The sequence below is a fragment of the Methylobacterium sp. WL18 genome, assembly GCF_008040015.1.
Lineage (GTDB): Bacteria > Pseudomonadota > Alphaproteobacteria > Rhizobiales > Beijerinckiaceae > Methylobacterium > Methylobacterium mesophilicum.
Genome location: NZ_VRVD01000223.1, coordinates 1 through 7229, shown reverse-complemented (window position 1 = coordinate 7229; position 7229 = coordinate 1). Strand labels below are relative to the sequence as shown.

Sequence of the window (7229 nt, the reverse complement as noted above, 5' to 3'; positions counted from 1 at the left end):
GCGCCCAGCGGCTGCTCGCCATCGAGCCGGTGCCCGAGACGGTGGCCGACACGGTCGACCTGCGCGACGTCACGGCCCTGTCGACCATCCGGGGGGCGTGGCGGACCCTGGTCGCGCCGGTCCGCGAGCCGATCCGGGTGATCGGGGAGGGGGGCATCGGCTTCGACCGGGTCGAGGTCCTGCTCGACGAGGCGCCGCTGCGCGCCGCGATGATCGACTACGCGCTGCGCCTGCTGGTCTCGTCGCTGATCATCGCGGCGTCGGCGGCCGGGCTGGTCTTCGTGGTGCTGCAGGTGCTGATCGTCCGCCCGGTGCGGCGGCTCGCCACCAACATCACGGCCTTCGCGGAGAACCCGGAGGATGCCGGCCGGATCATCGCGCCGTCCCGCCGCCGCGACGAGATCGGCCAGGCCGAACTCGCCCTCGGCCGGATGCAGCGCATCCTGGCCGACCAGCTCCGCCAGAAGCGGCGGCTGGCCGAGCTGGGGCTGGCGGTCAGCAAGGTCAGCCACGAACTGCGCAACCTGCTCACCGGCGCCCAACTCCTCGGCGACCGGCTGGAGGACACCGCCGACCCGATGGTCCAGCGGGTGGCGCCGCGCTTGGTCGGGGCCATCGCCCGGGCCATCCGGTTCTGCGAGGCGAGCCTGGCCTACGGCCGCGTCTCCGAGCGCGCGCCGACGCTCAGTTCGACGCCGTTGGCGCCGCTCTTCGCCGAATTGCCGGACCTCGCCGCACTCGCCGCACGGAGCATGCGCGTCATCGTGGACGCCGGCGAATGCCGCGTGAAGGCCGACCCGGAGCAGCTCGCCCGGGCCCTGGCCAACCTGGTCCGCAACGCCGTGCAGGCGCTGGACGGGGCCGCGGTGCCGGAGGCCGAGGTGCGGGTCACCGCCTGCCGCGACGCGCCGGGCCGGGTGACCATCCTGGTGGAAGACAACGGCCCCGGCCTGCCGGCGCGGGCCCGGGAGAACCTGTTCTCGCCGTTCCAGGGCTCGACCCGCTCGGGCGGCACCGGGCTCGGCCTGCCGATCGCCGCCGAGCTGATCGGCATCAACGGCGGCAGCCTGACCCTGGACCCGGAGGAGGGCGGCGCCCGCTTCCGGATCGTGCTGCCGGAGGGCTGACGCGCTACTCGGCGGCGGCCAGGATCGGCTCCGCGACGCGGATGCCGAGATCGGCCAGCAGCGCGGCATCGGAATCCGCCTCGTTGTTGGCGGTGGTGAGCAGGCGCTCGCCGTAGAAGATCGAGTTGGCCCCCGCGAGGAAGCAAAGGGCCTGCGCCTCCCGGCTCAGCGCCTTGCGTCCGGCGCTGAGGCGCACCCGGGCCTTCGGCATCACGATGCGGGCGGTGGCGCACATCCGCACCATGTCGAACGGATCGACGGGCGCGGCCCGGTCGCCGAGCGGGGTGCCGGGGACGGCGGCCAGCGCGTTGATCGGCACGCTCTCCGGATGCGGCGCGTGGTTAGCCAGCACGTGCAGCATCGCGACCCGGTCGCCGACGCCCTCGCCGAGGCCGATGATGCCGCCGCAGCAGACGCCGATGCCGGCCTCGCGGACCCGCTCCAGCGTGTCCAGGCGGTCCCCGTAGGTCCGGGTCGACACGATCTTGTCGTAGTAGTCCGGACCGGTATCGAGGTTGTGATTGTAGGCGGTGAGCCCCGCCTCGGCCAGGCGCTCGGCCTGGCTGGCGGTCAGCATGCCGAGGGTGACGCAGGCCTCCATCCCGAGGCCGCGCACACCCCGCACCATGTCCAGAACCGAGTCGAATTCCGCGCCGTCGCGCGGGCTGCGCCAGGCCGCGCCCATGCAGAAGCGGGTCGCCCCGTTGGCCTTGGCGGCCGCGGCCTCGGCCAGCACCGTGTCCACCGGCATCAGGCGCTGGCGCGGCAGGCCGGTGCCCTTGTGATGGGCCGACTGCGAGCAGTAGCCGCAATCCTCCGGGCAGGCGCCGGTCTTGATCGAGAGCAGGCTCGCGCGCTGGACGTCGCTCGGGTCGTTGTGTGCCCGATGCACGGCCGCGGCCCGATACACGAGGTCGAGCAACGGCAGGTCGTGGATCGCGCGGATCTCCGCGACGCTCCAGTCGTGGCGGAAATCGGAGGCGTGCGGGTCGGCAGCTTGGCTCATGGTGTCTTCTTGACGGGGATCGGTGGCCAAAATCAAGCGCCCTGCGGGCCGCCGCCCTCCTGTGCGGAGGCGGCGGCGTCGCTTCAGTGCGTCGGCTCGCCGGCCGAGACCTTGGCGGTCCAGTCGTCGAAGGCGATGACCTTCTGGCGCTGCTCGCCCAGGCGCTCGATGCGCAGGACCATCTCGTCGCCGGCCTTCAGGTAGCGCGGCGGCTTCATGCCGAGGCCGACGCCGGGCGGGGTCCCGGTGGTGATCACGTCGCCGGGCTCCAGCAGCATGAAGTGCGACGCGTAGGCGACGAGCTGCGGCACGTCGAAGATCATGGTCGCGGTCGAACCGGTCTGGCGGCGCTCGCCGTTGACGTCGAGGCTCATGGCGAGGTTCTTCAGGTCGGGGATCTCGTCCAGCGTCACCAGCCACGGGCCGAGCGGCCCGAAGGTCGGCGCGCTCTTGCCCTTGGTCCAGGTCGGGCCGCGCTCAAGCTGCCACTCGCGCTCCGAGACGTCGTTGCAGATGCAGGCCCCCGCCACGTAGCTGAGGGCCTCGTTGGCGTGGACGTAGCTCGCCCGGCGGCCGATCACCACCGCGAGCTCCACCTCCCAGTCGGTCTTGGCCGAGCCCTTGGGGATGATCACCGTGTCGTTCGGCCCGCACAGGCTGGACGGCGCCTTGTTGAAGATGATCGGCTCCGACGGGATCGGCGAGCCGGTCTCGGCGGCGTGGTCGGCGAAGTTGAGGCCGATGGCGACGACGTTGCGGGTGCCGCCGACGCAGGGGCCCAACCGCGTGTCCGCCGGCAGCTTCGGCAGGGTCTCGGGATCGAGGGCCCGCAGCCGCTCCAGGGATTCCGGCGCCAAGGCCGGGCCGGCGATGTCGCGCACGATGCTGGACAGATCGCGCAGGCCGCCCTGCGCATCCACGAGGCCGGGCTTCTCATCGCCGCTCGGGCCGTGCCGGAAGAGCTTCATCGCCGCGACTCCTCATCCTTCCCTGGAACCGGTCTACGCCGGGCGCCGGGACCATGGCCGCGCAGCACCGCCGGTGCAAGCGCGTCCGTGGCGGCGGCTCGCGATTTCGCGGTGTCGCAACTTGGCAACATCGTGGCAAAAAAGTGCATATTCAGACGCAAGCTGATTTATTATTCATCGCCGGATCCAGCCGGCGAAAGACAGTCCGCCGAGGGGGGAAAACAGGTTTGATTGCCTAGCCGAGAGATAAGCCGTCGTCGTGATCCTGTGGATCATCGGCGCTTCCGGTGCCGGCCGGACTCGTGATCGCCGTTGCGGTCGAGCGGGGGAAACCTGCACCATACCGACAACGGCGCCGGACCGGGACAAGGTCGAATCAGGGCGCCCGAACAAGCCATCCGGTTCGGGGGGAGCAGATGAACGGGACAATGCGCGCATGGGTGCTCGCGGCCTCGATGGCGGCGATCGGCGCCGGCGAGGCGCGGGCCGGGGCCTTCGGCATCCGCGAGCAGAGCACCCAGGCTCAGGGGCTGTCCTTCGCGGGCGCGGCCGCCGGCTCCGGCGGCGTCTCGTCGATGTTCTGGAATCCCGCGGTCATCACGATGAACCCGGGCTTCGTCTCCGAGCAGAACCTCACCTATATCGGCCTCTCCTCAGACATCCGGACGGCACCCGGGACCAATCCGGGCTTCGCGCGCCTGGGCGATTCCGGTGATATCGGACAGGGCGCCGTGGTGCCCGCGGGGGCGACCTCCTACCAGATCAACGACCGCCTCTGGCTCGGCCTCTCGACGGGTGCGCCCTTCGGCCTCGTGACCAAGCCGCGGCAGGTCTGGGCCGGCGAGGTCTACGGGCGCTCGTCCCGGATCTTCTCGCTGGCGTTCAATCCGGTGATCGGGTTCAAGGTCAACGAGTGGCTGTCGCTCGCGGCCGGACCGAACATCGAGTATTTCCGGCTGACCCTGCGGCAGGCCCTGCCCATCCCCGGCGTCGCGCCGACCGCATATCCGAGCGCGTTCCTCAAGGGTGAATCCTGGGGCGTCGGCTTCACGGCGGGCGCCACCCTGACGCCGCGCGACGGCACCGTGATCGGCATCGGCTACCGCTCGTCCGTGCACCACAACATCGACGGCTCGATCGGCGTGCCGCTGGTGGCGCTGGCGGCGACGGCCGGACAGGTGCGCGCGAAGCTCAACACCCCGGACAAGCTCAGCGTCGGCCTGGTCCAGGCGATCTCGCCGGTCGCCCGGGTCGATCTCGGCTTCGAGTGGGATCAGTGGTCGCGGCTCGGTACGGTCGGCATCGTCTCGAACCGCCTCGGCCTGCCGGTCAGCAACCTGCCGCTGAACTACAAGGACGGCTACACCTACTCGATCGGTGGCGAGTACGACGCCGCGCCGAACCTGACCGTGCGGACCGGCTTCGCCTACGAATCCTCGCCGATCGACTTTCGCAACCGCTCGGTGCGGCTGCCCGACGGCGACCGCTACATCGCCTCGGTGGGCGCCAGCTATCGCTGGAACGAGCGCTTGACCCTGAACCTGGCCTACTCGCACTTCTTCCTCGACCGGTCGCGCATCCTCGCGGGTGTCGGGCGCGACTACAACGTCGGCAACATCGCGTTCGCGGGCGTGGTCGATTCGAGCGCCGACATCGTCTCGGTGGGCTTCCGCTACGTGTTCGGAGCCCCGCCGCCGGCCGCCCCGGCGCCGCTGATCCGGAAGTATTGAGGGGGGCTGTTCAGATATTTCAGGATGCAACGCGGGTTCCCTTCTCCCCGCACGCGGGGAGAGGCCCGCACGGACCTCGTCGTCCGTGCGGGAAGCGGAGGCGAAGCCGGAGCGTTGGTGAGGGGGCGCCTCTGAGTGAGGTGCGCGTTCTAAACCGCCCCCTCACCCTCGGCTGCCGCCTCGCCGCGCCGACGACGAGGTCGTCGCGGCCCTCTCCCCGCAAGCGGGGCGAGGGGATCACAGCTTGCACCTTCGAGCAAAACCGTAGGCCGCAGTGTAACCGGCTCGAAACCCGCTCCGTCAGCCGCAAGCTGCGAGCACGGCCCAGCCCCCTCAGGCCCGCATCCGCACATACGTGCCCGGAGCCGGGCCGAGCGACGGCAGCGCGTCGCCGCCGGGCTTGCGGGCCTGGACCCGCTCGGGGGCCTGGGCCTCGATCCACTGGAACCAGTAGGGCCACCACGATCCCTTGGTCTCCACCGCCGCCGCGATCCAGTCCTTGAGTTCGCCCTTCACCGGCCCGCCGGTCCAGTAGCCGTATTTCGGCTTGTAGGGCGGGTTGACGACTCCGGCGATGTGGCCCGATCCCGCCAGCACGTAGTCGACCTTGCCGCCGAAGGTCTTCGAACCCTCGAACACCGAGATCGCCGGGGCGATGTGGTCCTCCCGGGTGGCGAGGTTGAAGATCGGCACCTGCACCTTCTTCAGGTCCAGCCGGACGTTGCCGAGGACCATCTTGCCCTGGGCCAGGCTGTTCTCGAGATAGCAATTGCGCAGGTAGAACGAGTGGTTGGCCGCCGGCATCCGGGTGGCGTCGGAGTTCCAATACAGCAGGTCGAACGCCGAGGGCGGCTTGCCCTTGATGTAGTTGTTGACGACGTAGGACCAGATCATGTCGTCCGGCCGCAGCATGTTGAACGCGTTGGCCATGCGGCTGCCCTCCAGGTACCCCCGCTCGGCCATGCGGGCCTCGACCTGGCGGATCTGCTCCTCGTCGGCGAACACCTTGAGGTCGCCCGCATGGGTGAAGTCCACCTGCGTGGTCAGCAGGGTCGCGCTCTTGATGCGGCGGTTGCCCGTGGCGGCCTGCATGGCGAGCGTCACCGAGAGCAGGGTGCCGCCGACGCAGTAGCCGGCCGCGTGGACCTCGCTCTCGCCCGTGGCGACCCCGATCGCGTCGATCGCCGCCTCGATGCCCTCGCGCATGTAGGACTCAAAGTCCTTGTCGGCGTGGCGCGCATCCGGGTTCACCCAGGAGATGCAGAACACCGTCAGGCCCTGGTCGACCATCCACTTCAGGAAGCTCTTCTGGGGATTGAGGTCGAGGATGTAGAACTTGTTGATCCAGGGCGGCACCATCAGGAACGGGCGCTTGAGCACCGTCTCGGTGGCGGGCGCGTACTGGATCAGCTCGATCAGGTCGTTGCGGAACACCACCTCGCCCGGGGTCACCGCGACGTTGCGGCCGACCTCGAACCCGCTCGGATCGGTCTGGCGGACCCGCAGCTGGCCGCCGCCGGCCGCCAGATCCTCCTCGTACATCTTGAGGCCGCGCACGAGGTTGGCGCCGCTCTCCTGCAGGGTGTGGCGGATCAGCTCCGGATTGGTCGGCAGGAAGTTCGACGGCGACAGCATGCTGGTGAGCTGGCGCAGGTAGAACTGCGCCTTGTGGCGAGTGCGCTCGTCGATGCCCTCGGCCTCGTCCACCAGGCCCTCGGCCCAGCGGGTGGCGATCAGGTAGCCCTGCTTCAGGAAATCGAAATACGGGTTCGTGGACCACTCGGCGTCGCTGAACCGGCCGTCCTTGGGCTCGGGCACCGCCACCGGATCGGCCGGCTGGCCCTGGAGGCGCAGGTAGGTCGTGCCCCACAGCGTCAGGAACGCCTGGGACAGCTTGGCCTGGGCCTCGGCGCTCCGGTTCGGATCCGACATCCAGGCCTCTGCGATCTGGCCCAGCGTCCTGACCGCCTCGTTGATCTCCCCGGAGGGAGCGCCGGCCTGGGCCTCGGGCGAGAGCATGCGGGCGGCGCTGCGCCCCAGCGCCTCCACGAACTGGCCGGCATTGCGCGACAGGGCCTCGATATCCGGCATCGGCGGCGTGATGCCGTCCGGCATGGCGCCGTTGACCATGCCGGTCCGGGCGGCAGCCTGGTCCGACGCCTGCGTCCGCGGGCTCGTCACGCGCGCCTCCCTGTGTGGTGTTTCGGCCCGACTGACGGTGAGCCTCGTTTCCGACAAATTAAGGAGCGAGCGAGAGGTTGCACCAGCCCGTTTGCGCGTGTCGCGAAACATCCGCGCGATCTTCTCATGACCCATGTGCTCATGCACCGCGCCTTTTTGAACCCCACCGGTCGGCGGTCCGGCGGCCCGGGCCCGGCGCGGGGCCTCGCCGTGGCGG

Annotated in this window: 5 protein-coding genes; 2 read left to right on the top strand and 3 right to left on the bottom strand. The window is 70.2% G+C overall.

Going from position 1 to position 7229, the window contains the following annotated elements; all coding sequences use genetic code 11:
- Positions 1 to 1127 (top strand): HAMP domain-containing sensor histidine kinase (locus tag FV228_RS16170; RefSeq protein WP_147855560.1); only part of this gene is annotated, 1127 nt, incomplete at its 5' end.
- Positions 1128 to 1131: 4 nt separating this feature from the next.
- Here the strand turns inward: FV228_RS16170 and bioB are convergent.
- Together bioB and FV228_RS16160 are read right to left on the bottom strand one after the other, a co-directional pair.
- Positions 1132 to 2133 carry a biotin synthase BioB gene (bioB, locus tag FV228_RS16165; RefSeq protein ID WP_147855559.1) on the bottom strand — a complete coding sequence of 334 codons (1002 nt, stop codon included), beginning with the start codon at positions 2131 to 2133 and terminating at the stop codon, positions 1132 to 1134.
- Between the two features lie 83 nt (positions 2134 to 2216).
- The gene (locus FV228_RS16160) at positions 2217 to 3101 is read right to left on the bottom strand and encodes a fumarylacetoacetate hydrolase family protein (RefSeq protein WP_147855558.1); all 885 of its coding nucleotides are present in this window, start codon (positions 3099 to 3101) and stop codon (positions 2217 to 2219) included.
- A 416-nt stretch (positions 3102 to 3517) separates the two neighbouring features.
- Between FV228_RS16160 and FV228_RS16155 the strand changes: the two genes are divergently transcribed.
- Complete coding sequence (locus FV228_RS16155) at positions 3518 to 4831, top strand: porin (protein WP_246693923.1); 1314 nt, start codon at positions 3518 to 3520, stop codon at positions 4829 to 4831.
- Positions 4832 to 5164: 333 nt separating this feature from the next.
- Here the strand turns inward: FV228_RS16155 and phaC are convergent, their stop codons facing one another.
- Entirely contained in the window at positions 5165 to 6946 is a 1782-nt protein-coding gene (phaC, locus tag FV228_RS16150) for a class I poly(R)-hydroxyalkanoic acid synthase (RefSeq protein WP_187277777.1), read from the bottom strand.
- Positions 6947 to 7229: the final 283 nt, after the last annotated feature.